Origin of the sequence: Blautia massiliensis (ex Liu et al. 2021) (genome assembly GCF_052064225.1) — a bacterium.
Classification (GTDB): Bacteria; Bacillota; Clostridia; order Lachnospirales; family Lachnospiraceae; genus Blautia_A; species Blautia_A fusiformis.
On record NZ_JBQHWA010000003.1, the window covers coordinates 17,251 to 36,696 of the forward strand.

The window sequence follows — 19,446 nt, forward strand, 5'->3', positions numbered from 1 at the left end:
GGTATCAGTATAACGAAAAAGCGCAGGAGAGAGGAAATTCTCTTCCGCGCCTTTACGAAATCAAAATTAGTATATGTAAAACAGGGGATATTTGTATCGTGTGATTAATGGATGAGGAAATCGATAATGAATTATGAAGTAGAGTTCATAAGGGATATCCCCTGTATTTACCGTATGAAATTGTTATCTGATATCCGTGATCAGATGGAGAATAACAGCTCGTCGTAGGTCGGATAAGGAAGTAACTCATCCGGGATCAGAGCCTCTGCCTCATCTGCAGATTTTCTTAAAGTTTCCATGTCTTCCAGAACAGTTTCCTGATAAGCCTTGGAGCATGCAAGTACATCGTCAGAAGAAGCAAGAGCTTTTGCTGTATCTGCTTTCAGAGTTTCCAGATCTTTTGCCATGGTGTCTGCAAGTGTACTCAGTTTGGAGATCAGAGCAGCTTCACTTGCTACAGAAATATCAGCTACTACGGATTTCTTTGCAGCTGCAGTATCTGCAAGCTTTTCAACATATGTATATACAGAAGGAATTACCTGCTTCTGGATCATCTCAGCCAGAGTGTTGGACTCGATGTTGATGGTCTTGTAATAGTTCTCAAGCCAGATCTCGTAACGGGAGAAAAGCTCTTCCTTTGTAAAAATGCCATGCTTTGTAAACAGCTCAATGTTCTTCTCAGCAATGAAATGCGGAAGTGCATCCGGAGTTGTTTTCAGATTGTAGAGACCACGTTTCTCAGCTTCTTCAACCCATTCGTCTGTATATCCGTTTCCGTTAAAGATGATGCGTTTATGCTCTTCAATGGTCTTCTTAAGAAGTGCATGTACTGCGCTTTCCATTTCTTCTTCCGGAACATCCTTAAGAGCTGCGCTGAATTCTGCAAGAACCTCTGCAACAGCGGTATTCAGTACGATGTTCGGGTTTGCGACAGATGCTGCAGAACCAAGCATACGGAACTCAAATTTGTTTCCGGTAAATGCAAATGGTGAAGTACGGTTTCTGTCTGTGGTATCCTTTATGAAGTGCGGAAGTACCTTTGCTCCGATATCCATCTGTACCGCATGCTTATTGCTGAAGAAGGTATCGTTTTCAATAGATTTCAGTACGTCTGTCAGCTCATCTCCAAGGAAGATGGATACGATCGCAGGCGGTGCCTCGTTTGCTCCAAGACGATGATCGTTTCCGGCGCTTGCAACGGATACGCGGAGAAGATCAGCATAATCGTCAACGGCTTTGATGACAGCTACCAGGAATACCAGGAACTGTGTATTTTCTGCCGGTGTTTTTCCTGGATCAAGAAGGTTTACACCTGTGTCTGTGCTCATGGACCAGTTGTTGTGTTTACCGCTTCCGTTGATTCCCTCAAATGGTTTCTCGTGAAGGAGGCAGACCATGTTGTGCTTGTCGGCAACCTTCTTCATGATCTCCATGGTCAGCTGGTTGTGGTCAACAGCAACATTTGTGGTATCAAATACAGGAGCCAGTTCGTGCTGTGCAGGAGCAACCTCGTTATGTTTTGTTTTTGCTGGAATGCCAAGCTTCCAAAGCTCTTCGTCAAGATCATGCATGTAAGCAGCAACGCGAGGCTTCAGGGCTCCGAAGTAATGATCTTCCATTTCCTGTCCTTTTGGTGCAGAAGCGCCCAGAAGAGTACGGCCGCAGAAGATCAGGTCTTTTCTCTTTTTGTAAAGATCCTTGTCAACCAGGAAATATTCCTGCTCAGGTCCTACGGTTGTGTCGATGTGACGGACCTCTTTGTTTCCAAGGATGTGAAGAATACGAACCGCTTCTTTGTTCAGAACATCCATGGAACGAAGAAGAGGAGTTTTCTTATCCAGTGCCTCTCCGCTGTAGGAACAGAATGCAGTAGGAATGTAAAGAGTTTTATCTTTAATGAATGCAGGTGAAGTAGGATCCCATGCTGTATATCCTCTTGCTTCAAAAGTAGCACGAAGTCCGCCTGACGGGAAGCTGGATGCATCCGGCTCACCTTTTACCAGCTCTTTACCGGAGAAATCCATGATCACCTGTCCGTCACCTGTAGGGGAGATGAAGCTGTCATGCTTCTCAGCAGTTACGTTTGTCATCGGCTGGAACCAGTGTGTGTAATGTGTCGCACCGTTTTCAGTAGCCCATTCTTTCATTGCAACTGCTACGGAATTTGCAACGTCCAGTTCCAGATGAGTTCCGTTTTCAATTGTTTTCTTTAATGCTTTGTACATGTCCTTTGGCAGTTTGCTTCGCATCACTTTGTCATTGAATACAAGGCTGCCATACATTTCAGGGATACTCTGTGCCATATAGGTACACTCCTTTCGATTTCACTCATTCATTATAATTTTTAATTATTTTATAAGGACCGCTGCCGGAAGAACCGGGTATAAACGGACCGGAAAACAAAAAAAGCGCTTCAGATACCTGCCGTATCCAAAGCGCCTTTGCTTTATGTGTTGCAGTATACACCAAAATAAAATATTGTCAAGAGCTTTTTTGAAAAAATCTAAAAAATTGACCAGGGCGATCGGACTGTCGGAAAATAGGCAGGGTTGACAAATCTTGTCCTTTTATTATAATCTGATATCGTAGTTATACAGTCGAAAAGTCAGCGATCGCTATAAGTGATCGAGGCAAAAGAAGCTTTTTGACCAGTGACAAAGATGTACAATACGGAAAGAACAGATGGAGGGAAATATGTCAGGAGTAAAGGAAGAATGTGGCGTATTCGGGATTTATGATCTGGATGGAGGGAATATTGCACCATCTATTTATTATGGTCTTACCTCGCTGCAGCACAGGGGACAGGAGTCCTGCGGAATGGCCGTTTCAAGGACGGACGGAGAAAGAGGAAACGTACAGTTCCATAAAGATCTCGGACTGGTAAGCGAAGTTTTGCGAAAAGATGTTGTACATAATATGAATGGTGATATTGGAATCGGACATGTTCGTTATTCCACCACCGGAGAATCTGTCGCAGAGAATGCACAGCCGCTGGTACTTTCTTATATCAAGGGAAGTCTGGCACTTGCGCACAACGGAAATCTGGTTAATACAGAAGCTCTGAAATGGGAGTTGATCCAGACAGGCGCAATTTTCCATACAACTACCGACTCAGAGGTTATCGCGTTCCATATCGCAAGAGAACGTGTGCATTCTGCCACTGTAGAGGAAGCAGTACATAAAACCGTAGAGAAGATCCGCGGAGGATATGCTCTTGTGATCATGAGCCCCCGGAAGCTGATCGGTGCCCGTGATCCTTACGGACTGAAACCCCTCTGTCTTGGAAAAAGAGATAATGCCTATGTCCTTGCATCTGAAAGCTGCGCGCTGACATCTGTAGGAGCGGAATTTATCCGTGATATTGAACCGGGTGAGATCGTCACGATCACCAAGAACGGACTGAAATCCAGTAAACTGACTGAGAAGAAAAAGCATGCTCATTGTGTTTTTGAATATATTTATTTTGCAAGACTGGACAGCACCATGGATGGCGTGAAAATCTATGATGCAAGGATCCGTGGAGGAAAATCTCTTGCAAAATCCTATCCGGTAGAAGCGGACCTGGTGACCGGTGTACCGGAATCCGGACTTCCGGCAGCAAAAGGCTATTCTGAGGAATCCGGAATCCCGTTTGGCTTTGCGTTCTATAAAAACAGTTACATTGGAAGAACTTTTATCAAGCCTACGCAGCAGGAGAGAGAGTCCAGTGTCCATCTGAAGCTGAGCGTTCTGGAATCCGTGGTGAAGGGGAAGAGAATCGTTCTGGTGGATGATTCCATTGTCCGCGGAACTACCATTGCCAATCTGATCCACATGCTGAAAGAAGCAGGAGCAAAAGAAGTCCATGTACGTATCAGCTCCCCGCCATTTTTACATCCCTGTTATTTTGGTACCGATGTGCCGTCCAATGACCAGCTCATCGCAGCACAGCACAGCACGGAAGAAATCCGTAAGATGATCGGTGCAGACTCCCTGGGCTATATGCAGATCGATTATCTGGAAGGCATGGCAGGTGGACTTCCGCTGTGTAAAGCATGTTTTGATGGCAATTATCCGATGGAAATACCGGCAGAAATCAAACAGGATTAATGAACTATGTGGAATTAATCTCACAGTAAAAAATAACGGATTGAAAAACAAAAATGTAAAAACTGCACAATAAATATATAAAAAACCCGGATTTTGTCATATAAAATCCGGGTTTTTATAGAAAGACTCTTAAAAACGATAAAAAACATCAACTTGACAAATCTGACAATATGAGACATAATGTGGGACAACCAGATGAAAAAGGCCGCTGGTCTGGAATATACAGGAAAACAGCAAGACCGAAAAAAGGCCGGTTTTTTGCCGGGATAAAAGAAAGGATGATATTTATGTCTAAAAAAATTAGATTGAATGCGACAGAGGATGTTAAAGAATTTGTTAAGGCTGCAAGTAAATGTGATTTTGATGTAGATATTTCATATAACAGAATTTTAATTGATGCAAAATCTATTCTTGGAATCCTCAGCATGGATCTGACCAGAGTTCTTACAGTAACCTGTCATGGCGAGGATCATGAGTTTGATCGTTTCCTTCAGAAATATGCAGTTGCCTGACAGACAGTGCAGAGACAGACAAGATATGAAAGACATAAAAAGAAAAGGCAGACGTGACTGCAGAGACAGGAGATCAGTTTGAAATCCTCAGCAGGCGTCTGTTTTTTCTTTGCATCCATTTCATAGGAAGAAATTCCGCAGACTATATGAAAAATCAGTTATTGACAAATAAAAAAAAATAGTTTATAGTAAACCATATTTTATATGAAAGATAACTGACAAAGGCGTCAGGAACGGATACCACAGGGGAATTCTCACCCCTTGGAATCTGTTCCGGACGCCTTTTTGTTGTGGAACACAAAATGGAGGAGGAAATCGAAGATGGCAGTAAAGTATGTTTTTGTAACAGGCGGAGTTGTTTCCGGTCTGGGAAAAGGAATTACCGCAGCGTCTCTTGGGCGCCTTCTGAAAGCCAGAGGGTATCAGGTGACCATGCAGAAATTTGATCCCTACATTAATATTGACCCGGGAACTATGAATCCCATTCAGCATGGAGAGGTTTTTGTAACGGATGACGGTACAGAGACTGACCTTGACCTTGGACATTATGAGCGTTTCATTGATGAAAGCCTTGACAAAAATTCCAATGTGACAACCGGTAAGATTTACTGGTCTGTTCTTCAGAAAGAGCGTCATGGTGATTTCGGCGGAGGTACCGTTCAGGTGATCCCGCATATTACCAATGAGATCAAGAGCCGTTTTTACAGAGCAAAATCCGCAGACGAAGACAGAATTGCCATCATCGAGGTTGGTGGTACAGTCGGTGATATTGAGAGCCAGCCGTTCCTGGAATCCATCCGTCAGTTCCAGCATGATGTGGGACATGACAATGCGATCCTTATCCATGTAACTCTGATCCCGTATCTCCGTGCTTCCGGAGAGATGAAGACCAAACCCACCCAGGCCAGTGTAAAAGAGCTTCAGGGAATGGGAATCCAGCCGGATGTCCTGGTATGCAGAAGTGAGTATCCTCTTACCGAGGATATCCGTGGAAAGATCGCCCTGTTCTGTAATGTGCCTGTAAGCAATGTGCTTCAGAATCTGGATGTGGAATATTTATATGAAGCTCCTCTTGCAATGGAGAGAGAAAAGCTTGCAGACGTAGTACTGCAGAGCTTAAGACTGGAGAATCGCAAACCAGATCTTACAGACTGGGAAAATATGGTAGAAAATCTCCGCCACCCGGATAAAACAGTAAAGATCGCCATGGTTGGTAAATATACACAGCTTCATGATGCATACTTGAGTGTTGTGGAAGCACTGAAGCATGGCGGGATCTCTTGCCGTGCAAAGGTTGATATCACCTGGGTGGACTCCGAAGAACTCAATGAAAAAAATCTGGATCAGACTCTCCATTCTGTAGATGGAATCCTGGTTCCGGGAGGATTCGGAAACCGTGGTACGGAAGGAATGATCCTTGCGGCACAGTATGCAAGAGTTCATAAGATCCCATACCTTGGGATCTGCCTGGGAATGCAGATGGCTATTGTGGAATTTGCCCGCCATGTGCTTGGATATGAAGATGCCAACAGTATTGAGCTGGCACCGGAAACAACACATCCGGTCATTGCCCTGATGCCGGATCAGGAGGATGTGGAAGATCTTGGAGGAACTCTTCGTCTTGGAAGCTATCCGTGTGTGCTTGCAGAAGGCTCCAGATCCTATGAGCTTTTTGGAAAGAAAGAGATCCAGGAACGTCACAGACATCGTTATGAGGTAAACAACGCATTCCGTAAGGAACTGGACGAAAAGGGAATGTCCATTGTAGGAACATCCCCGGATGCTCACATTGTTGAGATGATCGAAATTGCCGGACATCCGTTCTTTGTGGGAACACAGGGACATCCGGAATTTAAATCCAGGCCAAACCATGCACATCCGCTGTTCCGTGGATTTGTGCAGGCGGCAGTTGATAAAAAGACGGCAGAAGAAGCTGCAATGAAAGGATGAGAAAAATGAGAGAAGTAGCAAATCAGCAGCAGGGCCTCTACCGCCCTGAATTTGAACATGATAACTGCGGTATCGGAGCCGTTGTTAATATAAAAGGAAAGAAAACACATGATACAGTTGCCAATGCTCTTAAGATCGTAGAGAATCTTGAGCATCGTGCTGGTAAGGATGCAGAAGGAAAAACCGGTGATGGTGTCGGTATCCTTCTTCAGATCTCCCACAAATTTTTTAAGAAGGTCTGTAAAAAAGAAGGCTTTGATATCGGCGGAGAGAGAGAATACGGTGTAGCCCAGCTCTTTTTCCCGCAGCATGAGATCAAACGTGCCCAGGCAAAGAAGATGTTCGAGATCATCGTGGAAAAAGAGGGGCTGGAGCTTCTTGGATGGCGTACAGTACCGGTCTTCCCGGAGGTTCTTGGTCATAAAGCGAAAGAGTGCATGCCGTGCATCATGCAGGCATTTGTTAAAAAACCGGAGGATGTGGAAAAAGGTCTTGCCTTTGACCGTATGCTTTACATCGCACGTCGTGAATTTGAACAGAGTAATGATAATACTTACGTAGTTTCCATGAACAGCCGTACCATCGTATACAAAGGTATGTTCCTGGTAGGACAGCTCCGTACCTTCTTTGGCGATCTTCAGAGCCAGGATTACGAGTCTGCCATTGCAGTGGTACATTCCCGTTTCAGTACCAACACGAATCCAAGCTGGGAGAGAGCACATCCAAACCGTTTCATCGTACATAACGGTGAGATCAACACGATCCGCGGAAACGCCGATAAGATGCTTGCACGTGAGGAAAACATGGAGTCTCCGTATCTGAAGGATGAGCTTCACAAGGTCCTTCCTGTAGTTAATCGCAATGGTTCTGACTCTGCAATGCTTGACAATACCCTGGAATTCCTGGTTATGAGTGGAATGGATCTTCCACTTGCAGTGATGATCACGATTCCGGAGCCATGGGCAAACAACGATACGATTTCTCAGGAGAAGAGAGATTTTTATCAGTACTATGCGACTATGATGGAGCCATGGGACGGTCCTGCGTCCATTCTGTTCTCAGATGGTGATGTGATGGGAGCGGTTCTTGACAGAAACGGTCTTCGTCCATCCAGATACTATATCACATCTGATGGCTATATGATCCTTTCTTCCGAGGTTGGTGTTCTTCCTGTGGATGAGGAGAAGATCGTATTAAAAGAACGTCTTCATCCGGGAAAAATGCTTCTGGTTGATACCGTTCAGGGTCGTGTCATTGATGACAATGAGCTCAAAGAAAAATATGCGAAAAAACAGCCTTATGGTGAGTGGCTGGACAGCAATCTGGTACAGCTTCGTGATATCAAGATCCCGAATCAGAGAGTTGTCGAATACACTCCGGAGGAGAGAGCACGCCTTCAGAAAGCCTTCGGATATACTTATGAGCAGTACCGTACTTCGATCCGAAACATGGCATTAAACGGCGCAGAAAGCATCGGAGCCATGGGACATGATACTCCCCTTGCGGTATTTTCCAAGGAACATTATCCGTTGTTCGATTATTTCAAGCAGCTTTTTGCACAGGTAACAAACCCGCCGATCGATGCGATCCGTGAGGAAATCGTTACTTCTACAAGTGTATATGTAGGAAAAGACGGAAATCTTCTGATCCAGAAGCCGGAGAACTGTCAGGTGCTGAAGATCAACAATCCGATCCTGACCAACACCGATATGCTGAAGATCAAGAATATGAAAAAGGACGGCTTCAAGGTTGTAACACTTTCTACATTATATTATAAGAGCACAAAGCTTGAACGTGCCATTGACCGTCTGTTCGTAGAGGTAGACAAAGCCTTCCGTGAGGGCGCAAACATCCTGGTCCTTTCTGACCGCGGTGTGGATGAGAACCATATGCCGATCCCGTCCCTGCTGGCGGTTTCCGCAGTACATCAGCATCTTGTAAAAACAAAGAAGAGCACTTCCCTTGCCCTGATTCTGGAGTCCGGTGAGCCGAGAGAGGTACATCATTTCGCAACACTCCTCGGATATGGTGCAAGTGCAGTCAATCCGTATCTGGCACTGGATACGATCCATGAGCTGATCGATACACATATGCTGGATAAGGACTATTACGCAGCCGTTGATGATTACAATCATGCAGTGATCAGCGGTATCGTAAAGATCGCTTCCAAGATGGGTATTTCCACTATCCAGTCCTATCAGGGATCTCAGATCTTTGAGGCAATCGGAATTTCCCAGGATGTGATCGATCGTTACTTTACAGGAACCGTAAGTCGTGTAGGCGGAATCACACTGGAAGATATCGAGGATAATGTAGAAAAACTTCATTCTGAGGCATTTGATCCCCTTGGACTTGCCACAGATCTTACTCTGGACAGCGTAGGTGCTCATAAGATGAGAAGCCAGGGTGAGGAGCACAAATATAATCCGCGTACCATTCATCTTCTCCAGCAGTCCACAAAACAGGGCAGCTATGAGATGTTCAAGGAATATACAAAGCTGGTAGATGACGAGGGTCATGGAAACTTAAGAGGTCTTCTGGACTTTAAGTTTGCCAAGGAGCCTATTCCGATCGACCAGGTTGAGAGTGTTGAGGATATTGTAAAACGATTTAAGACAGGTGCCATGTCCTACGGTTCTATTTCACAGGAAGCACATGAGACACTGGCTATTGCCATGAACCATCTCCATGGAAAATCCAATACCGGTGAGGGTGGTGAAAGTGATGAGCGTCTGGATTCAGCAGGAACAGACAATGACCGCTGCTCTGCAATCAAACAGGTAGCCAGCGGACGTTTCGGCGTTACCAGCCGTTATCTGGTTTCCGCAAGAGAAATCCAGATCAAGATGGCACAGGGTGCAAAGCCGGGTGAGGGCGGACATCTTCCTGCAAAGAAGGTATATCCGTGGATCGCAAAAACCCGTCATTCCACACCGGGAGTCAGCCTGATCTCTCCGCCGCCACATCATGATATCTACTCTATCGAGGATCTGGCAGAGCTGATCTATGACCTGAAAAACGCCAATAAATATGCGGATATTTCCGTAAAGCTGGTTTCTGAGGCGGGTGTTGGTACGGTTGCAGCCGGTGTTGCAAAGGCCGGTGCACAGACTGTTCTGATCTCCGGATATGACGGAGGTACAGGAGCAGCGCCAAGAAGCTCTATCCATAATGCAGGACTTCCATGGGAGCTTGGACTTGCAGAAACACACCAGACGCTGATCATGAACGGACTTCGTAACCGTGTACGTATCGAGACAGACGGCAAGCTGATGAGCGGCCGTGACGTTGCCATTGCAGCACTTCTCGGTGCAGAGGAATTCGGTTTTGCAACAGCGCCACTTGTAACGATGGGCTGCGTGATGATGAGAGTCTGCAATCTGGATACCTGCCCGGTAGGTGTGGCTACACAGAACCCGGAGCTGCGTAAGAGATTCCGCGGAAAACCGGAGTATGTGGAGAACTTCATGCGCTTTATTGCACAGGAGCTGAGAGAGTACATGGCACGCCTTGGTGTTGCCACCATCGATGAGATGGTAGGTCGTACAGACCTTCTTACAGTTTCTGACAGTGTGCAGGAGCCGCATAAGGGTAAGGTTGACTTAAGTGCCATCCTGAATAACCCATATGCAGGAAAGGGCAAAGTAACCTTTGATCCGAAGGCTGTATACAATTTCAATCTTGAGAAAACTCTGGATGAAAAAGTTCTGGTCAAGAAATGTGCACCGGCGATCCAGAAGGGTGAGAAAGTTTCTGTTAATATAAATGTTACCAATACAGACCGTGCATTTGGTACCATCCTCGGATCTGAGATTACAAGAAATCATAAGGATGGACTTCCGGAGGATACGGTAACTGTAAACTGTACAGGTGCAGGCGGACAGAGCTTCGGTGCCTTTATCCCGAAAGGCCTGACATTGAAGCTGACCGGTGACAGCAACGACTACTTCGGAAAGGGCCTTTCCGGTGGAAAGCTGATCGTTAAGGTTCCGGAGAAGGCCGGATACAAGGCTGAGGAGAACATCATCGTCGGAAACGTGGCACTCTATGGTGCGACCAGCGGAACTGCATTTATCAACGGTGTTGCCGGTGAGCGTTTTGCAGTACGTAACTCCGGTGCGGTTGCAGTTGTTGAGGGTGTTGGCGAGCATGGCTGCGAGTACATGACAGGCGGCCGTGTGGTAGTTCTTGGAAAAACAGGAAAGAACTTTGCAGCAGGTATGAGCGGCGGTATCGCTTATGTCCTTGATGTGGATAACGTTCTTTACAAAAACCTCAATAAAGCAATGATCTCCATTGAAAAAGTGGATAATAAATATGATAAAAAAGAGCTTCGTGATCTTATCGAGGCTCATGTGGAAGCAACAGGCTCTGAGATCGGTAAGAAGGTGCTGGCTGATTTTGATTCCTATCTGCCTCACTTCAAAAAACTCATTCCGGATGAGTACAAGAGAATGATCACATTAAGTGCAAAGCTGGAAGAAAAAGGTCTGACCAGCCAGCAGGCACAGATGGAAGCGTTCTATGAGAGCATCGGCGTGAAACATTAAGGAGGATGAGGAAATGGGAAAGCCAACTGGATTTTTAGATTATGAAAGAGAAACGGCAAAGGTTCTGCCGCCAAAGGAACGTATTCAGAATTTCAACGAATTTCGTATTCCATTAAATAAAGAAAAACAGAAACTTCAGGGAGCACGCTGCATGGCCTGCGGCGTCCCCTTCTGCCAGGCAGGTATGATGATCGGCGGAATGGCTTCCGGCTGTCCGCTGCACAACCTGGTTCCTGAGACAAATGATCTTGTGTACACAGGAAACTGGAAGCAGGCATTCCTTCGTTTAAACAAGACACACAGCTTTCCGGAGTTTACATCCAGAGTGTGTCCAGCACTTTGCGAAGCTGCATGTACCTGTAACCTGAACGGAGATCCGGTCAGCACAAAGGAGAATGAGAAAGCAATCATTGAGACAGCCTATGCAGAAGGATGGGTAAAACCGCAGATCCCGCCTGTCCGCACAGGAAAGACGATCGCAGTTATCGGAAGTGGTCCTTCCGGACTGGCAGCAGCGCAGCAGCTGAACCGCCGTGGCCACAGCGTAACCGTATTTGAGAGAAACGACCGTATCGGAGGACTTCTCCGCTACGGCATTCCGAACATGAAGCTGGAGAAAAAGGTCATTGACCGAAGACTGAAGCTGATGGAAGAGGAAGGCGTGAAATTTGTTACCAATATCAATGTTGGTGTTGACATCACTGCAGAACAGCTTCTGAAAGATTATGATCGTGTCCTTCTCTGCTGTGGAGCTTCTCATCCGAGAGATATCAAGGTTCCGGGAAGAGATGCCAAGGGAATTTACTTTGCAGTGGATTTCCTGAAGCAGGTAACAAAAAGTCTTCTGGATACAGATTTTGCAAAATTTCCATATGAGCTTGCAAAGGGCAAAAATGTTCTGGTCATTGGCGGTGGTGATACCGGTAATGACTGTGTGGGAACATCCATCCGTCTGGGGGCGAAATCTGTAACACAGCTTGAGATGATGCCGCAGCCTCCTGCAGCAAGAACTCCTTCCAATCCATGGCCGGAGTGGCCGAAGGTCCTGAAAACTGATTACGGCCAGGAAGAGGCTATTGCAGTATTCGGCCATGATCCTCGGATCTATCAGACAACCGTTACCGAGTTTATCAAGGACAAAAAAGGAAATGTCTGCAAGGCCAAGATCGTAAAACTGAAAAGCGTAAAGGATGAAAAGACCGGAAGATTCAATATGGTACCGGTCGAGGACAGTGAGGAAGTGATCCCTGCAGATGTGGTCCTTATTGCGGCAGGCTTCCTTGGCAGCGAGAAATATGTGACAGATGCCTTCCGTGTAGCGCTTACACCAAGAACCAATGTGGAAACAAAACCGGAGCAGTATGCAACAAGCGTAGATCGTGTGTTCACAGCAGGTGATATGCATCGTGGACAGTCCCTTGTCGTATGGGCGATCCATGAGGGACGTGAGGCTGCGAAAGCAGTGGATGAATCACTGATGAGCTATTCATATTTACAGTAAAATAACAGATACCAGGGGTAAAAGGTCAAAAAAACTGTTCGTGTTTCCGCGATAAAGCTTTTGAACTTTTGCCCCTTTTAAAAAATGGTTGACAAAGAATTGACCGATTGCTATAATTACGTCCATGAACAAGGGTGTTCTTCAGGAGCGGAAGCTCTCTGAAGTGCACCCTTTTTCTGATTTTGAGGGTAATTATTTTGTGTGATGAGGAAATAAAGGAGAGAATACTATGGGGAATTATACCAGAGAAGAGATTCTTGCAATGGCAGAGGAGGAAGACGTAGAGTTCATCCGCCTCCAGTTTACAGATATGTTTGGAACTCTGAAAAATATTGCGATCACAGCAAGAGAGCTTCCAAGAGCCCTGGATAACCAGTGCGTTGTATATGGCTCTCATATTGCAGGCATTGTGGGAGAAAAGGAGCCGGATCTGATCCTGTATCCGGATTATAATACTTTTTCAATTCTTCCATGGCGTCCTCAGCAGGGAAAGGTTGCAAGACTGATCTGTGATATGCGCCGTGCAGACGGATCAGAGCATGAGATGAGCTCCAGATATATTCTGAAAAAAACAGCGCAGGCAGCAGAGGAGGCAGGGTATACCTGTTATGTTGACCCGGAATGCGAGTTTTTCCTGTTTCATATTGATGATAACGGAATGCCTACAACGGTTTCTCACGAAAAGGCCGGATATCTGGATGTAAGTCCGGTGGACTTAGGCGAAAATGCAAGACGTGACATGGTACTGACTCTTGAGGAAATGGGATTTGAGGTGGAATCCTCTCATCATGAGACAGCACCTGCACAGCATGAGATCGCCCTTCATTACGGGGAAGCACGTGAGATGGCAGACGAAGTTATAACCTTTAAGATGGCAGTAAGAACTGTAGCCAAACGTCATGGACTTCATGCGACATTTATGCCGAAGCCAAGACGGGAAGTAAACGGTTCAGCCATGCATATCCATTTTTCACTGTTTAAAAATGGAAAAAATATTTTCGTGGATCCGGAGGATCCGTCCAGATTAAGTGAAGAGGCATACTATTTTATCGGAGGTCTTCTGGCTCACAGCCGTGAGATGACTCTGATCACCAATCCGCTTGTAAATTCTTATAAGCGTCTTGTACCTGGATTTGATGCGCCTACAGAGCTGACCTGGACGAGAAATAACCAGAATTCACTGGTAAGGATCCCGAGAGTCAATGGTGCTGATACCAGGATCGAGCTTCGAAGCCCGGATGCTGCATCCAACCCATACCTTGTTTTTGCGGTATGCCTGGCAGCGGGCCTGGATGGAATCCAGAAGAAGATCTATCCTACAAAAGCTTCTGACCGTTCTCTTTCCGAGTCGGATCAGAAGGAACAGGGTATCGAGAATTTACCGGAGAACCTGCGGGAAGCGATCACACTGTTTGAGGACAGCAGCTGGATGAAGGAAATCCTTGGAGAAGCTTTCTGCAAACAGTATGCGCAGGCCAAGAGAAAAGAGTGGCTGCGTTATTCCCAGGAGATTTCCGACTGGGAGATCGAGGAGTATCTGTATCGGATCTGATGAACGAGGCATAATGGGACGAAAGAGAGTGGCGGCTTATGAACACGAGTATCGTGATTGCATTACCGAAAATAGAAGATGCAAAAAAGATCCGCACAGTCCTTAACCGATATGGATTCACGGTGGCGGCAGTATGCAATTCAGGTGCCAATGCCCTTGCCAGTATTTCGGAGCTTGATGGCGGCGTTCTGCTTTGCGGTTATCATCTTCAGGATATGTACTACCGTGATCTTCTGGACTATATGCCGGATTATTTTGAAATGCTGCTTATGGCCTCCCAGGGAGTGATCAGTGAGGCGCCAACATCCATTTTATGCGTGGGAATGCCTCTGAAAGTCGGAGATCTGGTAAATACGGTAAGCATGATGCTTTCCCAGATCGAAAGGCGCTGGAAAAAAGATAAGAAAAAGCCGAAGCAGCGTTCATGGAAAGAACAGAATTATATTTCAAATGCAAAGATGCTTTTAATGGAAAGAAATCACCTGAGCGAGGATGACGCATACCGCTATATTCAGAAATGCAGTATGGATTCCGGAACCAATATGGTTGAGACGGCCCAGATGGTTCTGATGCTTTTATATGATTCTGTGTAAAAAACAACAAAAAACAGCAGAGCGGACAGGAATGATCTGTTCTGAATGCCTGATATCACACCGGATCGGGGAAAATTCCGCAGGGGATTTCCTGATTCGGTGAAACTACTTTGAATTGGAGGATGAGGGAATGGAATTTATGGATGGAATCTGTAAGACTAGAGAATGTGCCTGGGATGTGCTTCTTTCTGAGAGCATGAAAGACCAGGAAGCAACAGTGGAAGGTGCAATACACAGCATCCGTAATATGGGTGACGTGGCATTTGTGATACTTCGAAAAAAAGAAGGGCTTTTTCAGACCGTATATGAAAACGACAAGACAAATGTTTCCATTCATGATCTGAAGGAGGCGATGTGTGTGCGCCTCACAGGAACTCTTCATGAGGAAGAAAGAGCGCCTCACGGAAGAGAACTCCGCATCAGCCATGTGGAGATCCTTTCCTCACCTGCAGAGCCTCTTCCGCTGGCCATCGACAAATGGAAGCTGAACACTTCCCTGGAGGCAAAGCTGAATTATCGTCCTATTGCCCTGCGTAATGTGCAGGAGCGTGCAAAATTCAAGATCCAGGAGGCTCTGGTGCGGGCATTTCGTGATTATCTCTATGAGAAGGGGTTCACCGAGATCCACACACCGAAGATCGGAGCCAGAGGTGCAGAGGGTGGTGCAAACCTGTTCAAGCTGAGTTATTTCCATAAACCGGCAGTTCTGGCACAGAGCCCGCAGTTTTATAAACAGATGATGGTAGGTGTTTTTGACCGTGTATTTGAGACCGGCCCTGTATTCCGTGCAGAGAAGCATAACACAAAACGTCATCTGAATGAATATACAAGCCTTGATTTTGAGATGGGCTATATCAACGGATTTGAGGATATCATAGAGATGGAAACCGGATTTCTCCAGTATGCGGTAGAACTTCTTAAGAAAGACTACGCTCATGAGCTTTCCATTCTGAAGGTGGAGCTTCCGAAGGTGGACAAGATCCCGGCAGTACGTTTTGACAAGGCCAAAGAGCTGGTAGCTGAAAAATATAATCGTAAGATCCGCAACCCATATGATCTGGAGCCGGAGGAAGAAGCGCTGATTGGAAGATATTTCAAAGAAGAATATGATGCTGATTTTGTTTTTGTCACACATTATCCGTCTAAGAAGCGTCCGTTCTACGCAATGGATGATCCGTCAGATGAGAAATTTACATTAAGCTTTGACCTTCTGTTCAAGGGACTTGAGGTAACTACAGGCGGACAGCGTATCCATGATTATCAGATGCTGAAGGATAAGATCGCAGCCCGTGGTATGGATGAAGAGGGTATGGAGCAGTACCTGGATACCTTCAAGCATGGAATGCCGCCTCATGGAGGACTTGGAATCGGACTGGAACGTCTTACCATGCAGATCCTCGGAGAAGAAAACGTTCGTGAGACCTGTCTGTTCCCACGTGATATGAACAGACTTGAGCCGTAATAAGGAGAAAAAAGATGGCAAAGATAATCGATGATGAAACAATGGAAAATGTCTGCATCCTTGCAAAGCTTTCTCTGACAGAGGATGAAAAGGAAAAAGCAAAAGAGGACATGCAGAAGATGCTGGACTATGTAGACAAGCTGGATGAGCTTGACACCTCTTCCGTAGAGCCCATGTCCCATATTTTTGAGGACGAAAATGTATTTCGTGAAGATATTGTGACAAACGGAGACAATCATGAGGCGATGCTTGCCAATGCACCGAAACAGAAAGAAAACCAGTATCAGGTTCCGAAAACAATTGGATAAGACAGGAGACAGGACATGGATTTGGGAAAATTAACCGCATTACAGCTTGCGGAAAAGATCAAGCAGCATCAGATAAGCGTCCTGGACGGTGTGAAATACGTATTTGATCAGATCGAAGCAAAAGAGGACAAGGTCCACGCTTATCTTGATACTTACAAAAAAGAAGCCTATGCAAGAGCAAAAGAGGTGCAGAAGGGCATTGAGGATGGAACCTATACAGGACCTCTTGCCGGTGTACCTATTGCAATTAAGGATAATATCTGCATCAAGGGAAAAACAACTACCTGTGCATCGAAGATCCTTGAGAATTTTGTGCCGCAGTACAATGCCGAGGTTATTGACCGTCTGGAACAGGCAGGTCTTGTGATCATCGGAAAGACAAACATGGATGAGTTCGCCATGGGAAGTACCACAGAGACATCCGCTTACGGCGTCACCAGAAACCCGTGGGATCTGGAGCATGTTCCGGGCGGATCTTCCGGCGGTTCCTGTGCGGCAGTGGCAGCAGGGGAAACTTACCTGGCACTTGGCTCCGATACCGGCGGTTCCATCCGTCAGCCAAGTTCCTACTGCGGTGTTACCGGAATCAAACCGACCTATGGTACAGTATCCCGTTACGGACTGGTTGCCTACGCATCCTCTCTGGACCAGATCGGACCGGTTGGAAAAGATGTTGCGGACTGTGCGGCACTCCTTGAGATCATTGCCGGACACGATGCAAAAGACAGCACTTCCATGAAGAGAGAGGATCTTGCTTTCTCCTCTTCCATGACAGATAAGATCGTGGGAATGAAATTCGGTGTGCCGAAGGAATATCTTTCCGAGGGCCTGAACCCGGAGGTAAAAGAGGCCTTTATGAATACGCTGAAAAGCCTTACCGAGATGGGTGCAGTCGTAGAATTTTTCTCCATGAAGACAACAGAATATATGATCCCTGCTTACTACATCATTGCCAGCGCAGAGGCCAGCTCCAATCTGGAGCGCTTTGACGGTGTGAAGTACGGTTTTCGTGCAAAAGACTACGAGGGACTTCATGATATGTACAAGAAGACAAGGACTGAAGGTTTCGGCGAGGAAGTAAAGCGCCGTATCATGCTTGGCTCATTTGTGTTAAGCTCCGGTTACTACGATGCTTACTATCTGAAAGCACTTCGCACAAAAGCCCTTATCAAAAAGGAATTTGATCAGGCCTTTTCCAAATATGACGTTCTTCTTGCCCCGGCATCACCATTTACGGCGCCGAAGCTGGGAGAGAGCCTGAAAGATCCTCTTGCCATGTATCTTGGCGATATTTATACGGTAGCAGTAAACCTGTGCGGACTTCCCGGAATCACAGTTCCATGCGGAAAAGACGCAGCAGGACTTCCAATCGGAATCCAGATGATCGGTGACTGCTTCAAAGAAAACAACCTGTTCCGCGCAGCACACGCCTATGAGAAAAAACGCGGTGATTTCGGAACAGCAATGGAAGGGGGAGAAAAGGCATGAAACAGTATGAGACAGTCATAGGACTTGAGGTGCATGTGGAGCTTGCCACAAAAACAAAGATCTTCTGCGGATGCTCCACAGAATTCGGAGGCGCACCAAATACACATACCTGCCCGGTCTGCACCGGTATGCCGGGCTCTCTTCCGGTCCTCAACAAAAAAGTGGTAGAGTTTGCCATCAAGGCAGGTCTTGCGGCAAACTGTCATATCCATCAGTACTGTAAGTTTGACCGTAAGAACTATTTTTACCCGGATAACCCCCAGAACTATCAGATCTCTCAGCTGTATCTGCCGATCTGCTATGACGGAGCTGTTGAGATCGAGACTTCCGCAGGCAAAAAGACTGTACGTATCCATGAGATGCATATGGAGGAGGATGCCGGTAAGCTGATCCATGATGAGTGGGAAGACTGCTCCCTGGTTGACTACAACCGAAGCGGGGTACCGCTGATCGAGATCGTATCCGAGCCGGATATGAGAAGCTCCGAGGAGGTTATCGCATATCTGGAAAAGCTCCGCTGCACCATGCAGTATCTTGGAGTTTCTGACTGTAAGCTCCAGGAGGGCTCCATGCGTGCCGATGTCAACCTTTCTGTCCGTGAGGTGGGAAGTGAGACCTTCGGAACAAGAACAGAGATGAAGAACCTGAACTCCTTCAAGGCCATTGCGAGAGCAATCGAAGGAGAGAGAGAACGTCAGATCGAGCTTCTGGAAGAAGGAAGAGCCGTTGTACAGGAGACAAGAAGATGGGACGATAACAAAGAGTCTTCCCATGCTATGCGTTCCAAGGAGGATGCAAAGGATTACCGTTACTTCCCGGACCCGGATCTTCCGCCGATCCACATTTCCGATGCATGGATCGAAGAGCTGCGTACTTCCATTCCGGAGCTTCGTGAAGCCAAGATGGAGCGTTATCAGAAGGAGTATGAGCTTCCGGCTTATGATGCAGGGATCCTGACCGAATCCAGACATCTGGCAGGACTTTTTGAGGAGACAGCAGTTCTTCTCGGAAACCCGAAAAAGGTGGCAAACTGGTTTATGGTGGAGGTTCTCCGCCTGACAAAGGACAAGGGCCTTGACCCGGAAAGCGTAAGCTTTACCCCGAAGCATCTGGCAGAACTTCTTTCCATGGTGGAGAAAAAAGAGGTCAGCGCACAGAATGCCAAGAAAGTATTTGAAAAAGTGTTTGACGAGGATATTGATCCGGTTGTATATATAGAAGAGAATGGTCTTAAGATCGTAGAAGATACAGGACTTCTCACCGAAACTGTGAAAAAGATCGTAGATGCAAACCCTGGACCGCTGGCAGAGCTTCTGGGCGGCAAGGATAAGGTTATGGGATTTTTCGTAGGACAGCTGATGAGAGAACTGAAAGGCAAGGCAAATCCTGACAGCGTCAGAAAAGCACTGGCAGAGGAAATTGAGAGAAGGAGATAAAATAC

12 protein-coding genes are annotated in these 19,446 nt (G+C 46.4%); 11 read left to right on the top strand and 1 reads right to left on the bottom strand.

The window, feature by feature from the left end; all coding sequences use genetic code 11:
- Positions 1-200: 200 nt before the first annotated feature.
- Positions 201-2,303 carry a glutamine synthetase III family protein gene (locus tag ACTNDQ_RS01465; RefSeq protein ID WP_059086298.1) on the bottom strand — a complete coding sequence of 701 codons (2,103 nt, stop codon included), beginning with the start codon at positions 2,301-2,303 and terminating at the stop codon, positions 201-203.
- Between the two features lie 391 nt (positions 2,304-2,694).
- On the opposite strand from ACTNDQ_RS01465, the gene purF reads away from it, so the two are divergent.
- The 11 genes from purF to gatB all read left to right on the top strand — a co-directional run bounded on the left by purF (position 2,695) and on the right by gatB (position 19,441).
- Positions 2,695-4,089 carry an amidophosphoribosyltransferase gene (gene purF / locus ACTNDQ_RS01470; protein ID WP_015525743.1) on the top strand — a complete coding sequence of 465 codons (1,395 nt, stop codon included), beginning with the start codon at positions 2,695-2,697 and terminating at the stop codon, positions 4,087-4,089.
- A gap of 287 nt (positions 4,090-4,376) precedes the next feature.
- A complete protein-coding gene (locus tag ACTNDQ_RS01475) occupies positions 4,377-4,601 on the top strand; it encodes an HPr family phosphocarrier protein (RefSeq protein WP_022426744.1) in 225 nt (74 codons plus the stop codon).
- Positions 4,602-4,922: 321 nt separating this feature from the next.
- Positions 4,923-6,551 (top strand): CTP synthase, encoded by a 1,629-nt coding sequence (locus ACTNDQ_RS01480; protein ID WP_022426745.1) that lies wholly within the window; start codon positions 4,923-4,925, stop codon positions 6,549-6,551.
- A complete protein-coding gene (gene gltB / locus ACTNDQ_RS01485; protein WP_441063383.1) occupies positions 6,548-11,101 on the top strand; it encodes a glutamate synthase large subunit in 4,554 nt (1,517 codons plus the stop codon). Before ACTNDQ_RS01480 ends, gltB begins: the two co-directional genes overlap by 4 nt.
- A gap of 13 nt (positions 11,102-11,114) precedes the next feature.
- Positions 11,115-12,602, top strand: coding sequence for a glutamate synthase subunit beta (locus tag ACTNDQ_RS01490; RefSeq protein ID WP_441063385.1), 1,488 nt, complete (start codon positions 11,115-11,117; stop codon positions 12,600-12,602).
- Between the two features lie 229 nt (positions 12,603-12,831).
- Positions 12,832-14,154: a type I glutamate--ammonia ligase gene (glnA, locus tag ACTNDQ_RS01495; RefSeq protein WP_441063387.1), complete on the top strand. Its 1,323-nt coding sequence runs from the start codon at positions 12,832-12,834 to the stop codon at positions 14,152-14,154.
- A 38-nt stretch (positions 14,155-14,192) separates the two neighbouring features.
- Positions 14,193-14,747 (top strand): ANTAR domain-containing response regulator, encoded by a 555-nt coding sequence (locus ACTNDQ_RS01500; protein WP_278796523.1) that lies wholly within the window; start codon positions 14,193-14,195, stop codon positions 14,745-14,747.
- A gap of 130 nt (positions 14,748-14,877) precedes the next feature.
- Positions 14,878-16,209: an aspartate--tRNA(Asn) ligase gene (aspS, locus tag ACTNDQ_RS01505; protein WP_441063389.1), complete on the top strand. Its 1,332-nt coding sequence runs from the start codon at positions 14,878-14,880 to the stop codon at positions 16,207-16,209.
- Between the two features lie 14 nt (positions 16,210-16,223).
- On the top strand, positions 16,224-16,517 hold the full coding sequence (gatC, locus tag ACTNDQ_RS01510) for an Asp-tRNA(Asn)/Glu-tRNA(Gln) amidotransferase subunit GatC (RefSeq protein ID WP_110102034.1): 294 nt from the start codon (positions 16,224-16,226) through the stop codon (positions 16,515-16,517).
- A 15-nt stretch (positions 16,518-16,532) separates the two neighbouring features.
- On the top strand, positions 16,533-18,005 hold the full coding sequence (gene gatA, locus ACTNDQ_RS01515) for an Asp-tRNA(Asn)/Glu-tRNA(Gln) amidotransferase subunit GatA (protein WP_441063392.1): 1,473 nt from the start codon (positions 16,533-16,535) through the stop codon (positions 18,003-18,005).
- Positions 18,002-19,441 (top strand): Asp-tRNA(Asn)/Glu-tRNA(Gln) amidotransferase subunit GatB, encoded by a 1,440-nt coding sequence (gene gatB, locus ACTNDQ_RS01520; RefSeq protein ID WP_441063394.1) that lies wholly within the window; start codon positions 18,002-18,004, stop codon positions 19,439-19,441. The genes gatA and gatB overlap by 4 nt, the downstream gene beginning before the upstream one ends.
- Positions 19,442-19,446 lie beyond the last annotated feature (5 nt).